This is a genomic window from Candidatus Macondimonas diazotrophica (genome assembly GCF_004684205.1).
Taxonomy (GTDB): Bacteria; Pseudomonadota; Gammaproteobacteria; order UBA5335; family UBA5335; genus Macondimonas; species Macondimonas diazotrophica.
Window position 1 is genome coordinate 1 of the sequence record NZ_SRIO01000057.1, and the last position, 1,851, is coordinate 1,851.

Below are 1,851 nucleotides of genomic sequence, written 5' to 3' on the forward strand. Positions count from 1 at the left end.
GGCTCTACCGGTGCGGCAGGTTGTTTCTCTACCGGTGCGGCAGGTTGTTTCTCAGCGCGCAGAAGCTGCTTGATCTCAAGAAGGTGCTGGGCGATAGTGTCGAGTTGTGCTTCGATCGTCATGTGTGTTTACCTGTGTTGGTTAACGCTGCATTGGCGTGGCGGGGGAGAAATCAGGCCGCTTGGCCGTCACCCATGCGATATCTTTTGGATCAAGACCTGTCAAGTCGATCGGGCAATCGCGACGGTTCACCATCACCCAAGCGCGTTCGATTGAACTTAGCCCATTAAGATCGACGGGGCAATCAGGGCGCTTGGCCATCACCCACGCACGGCTATAAGAGTCGAAGCCAGTCATGTCGATCGGGTAGTCGCGGCGGTTCACTATCACCTTCGCGCGGTGGTATGACGTAAGCCCTGTCATGTCGATCGGGCAATCAGGGCGCTCGCACATCACCCAGGTGCGTTCGCGTGAGCTGAGACCTGTCAGATCGATCTGAGAACTCGGGTCTTGAACCATCAATTTAGCACGGGTATATGAATCGATAGTGGAAACCATGTCTGTTTACCCTTTGCTCGGTTTGTAATCAGGACGGCTGGTCATGACCTTTACACGTTCAGGTCCATTAAGACCCGTCAGATCGACGGGGCAATCGGGACGGCATGCCATTACCCTTGCGCGGTCGTATGGCGTAAGCCCTGTCATGTCGATCGGGCAATCGGGGCGATGCGCCATTACGCTTGCGCGCTGGCCTGAGCTGAGACCCGTCAGGTTGATCGGCGCGTTCGGATTATTGACCATCTCATGGACCCGTTTAGAAGCGGTCAGATTTTCAACGGGTCTCATGTTGCAGCTTTCTCCGCGTTCAATGGCGGCCTTAAGGTCATCAAAATTTGCTTTGACGTACCATCCGTGATCCGTATCCGTGGCGCCATTGATAAATACTACCGAGACATCATCGCTTTCCTTAACAACGCCCACGATATGACTTAGTACGGCTACCACCGGGATTCCGGATTCGTCTTCCAGTTCGATTACTGGGATGCTTTTTGTGTTCATATCTGTTTACCTTTTGTCTGGGTTGTAATCGGGTCGATTCTTCAGGACCCAACGGCATAGATCCTCGTCAAGCCCATCCAAACTTACCGGGCAGTCTTCCCGAGTCACCATTACCCAGGCACGGTAAGTCGGATCGATACCCGTTAAATCGATCGGGCAGTCGCGGCGCTCGACCATCACGGTGGCGCGGTCACGTTGGTCAAGACCTATCAAATCAATCGGGCAGTCAGGACGGTGAATCATCACCATGGTTCGATCGAATGGTGTCAATCCTTCAAGGTCTATTGGGGCTTTAACGTTCTTATCAATCATGGCTACGGTGCGGTCAAATGATTCGTCGGCGTTCATGGCTGTTTACTCTTTATTCAACCGTTGTCCGGCTTGTAGTCAAAACGTAACCTCTTGACAAACTCTTTGTCAGGGAAATCCAGCCCACCCAAACTTACCGGGCAATCTTTTCTGTTAACCATCACCCAAGCACGGTCCTTTGAGCGTAGCCCTGTTAAATCGATAGGGCAGTCGGGGCGGTGCGCCATTACCATTGCGCGTTCTTCTGGATCGAGGCCAGTCAAATCGATCGGGCAATCAGGGCGTTTTACCATCACAATAGCTCGATGTATTGATCTAAGTCCGGTCAAATCGATCGGAGAACTTGGGTCTTTAACCATCGCCTCGGTCCGGTCAAATGATTCGTCGGCGTTCATGTCTGCTTACCCTTTGCTCAACCGTTGTCTGGCTTGTAGTCGGGTCGATACCGCATGACTATAGACCTTTCATAAGCACCCATCCCAG

Annotated in this window: 4 protein-coding genes; all 4 read right to left on the reverse strand. The window is 52.6% G+C overall.

Annotated features, from left to right (window positions below; all coding sequences use genetic code 11):
- Window positions 1–141 precede the first annotated feature (141 nt).
- From E4680_RS13810 to E4680_RS13825, 4 genes are read right to left on the reverse strand one after another with little or no spacing between them, the layout of a single operon-like run.
- Window positions 142–558, reverse strand: a complete 417-nt coding sequence (locus E4680_RS13810) for a hypothetical protein (protein ID WP_135283008.1) — start codon at window positions 556–558, stop codon at window positions 142–144.
- A 6-nt stretch (window positions 559–564) separates the two neighbouring features.
- Window positions 565–1,059, reverse strand: a complete 495-nt coding sequence (locus E4680_RS13815; protein ID WP_135283009.1) for a hypothetical protein — start codon at window positions 1,057–1,059, stop codon at window positions 565–567.
- Between the two features lie 6 nt (window positions 1,060–1,065).
- On the reverse strand, window positions 1,066–1,407 hold the full coding sequence (locus tag E4680_RS13820) for a hypothetical protein (protein ID WP_135283010.1): 342 nt from the start codon (window positions 1,405–1,407) through the stop codon (window positions 1,066–1,068).
- Between the two features lie 17 nt (window positions 1,408–1,424).
- Complete coding sequence (locus tag E4680_RS13825; RefSeq protein WP_135283011.1) at window positions 1,425–1,763, reverse strand: hypothetical protein; 339 nt, start codon at window positions 1,761–1,763, stop codon at window positions 1,425–1,427.
- Window positions 1,764–1,851 lie beyond the last annotated feature (88 nt).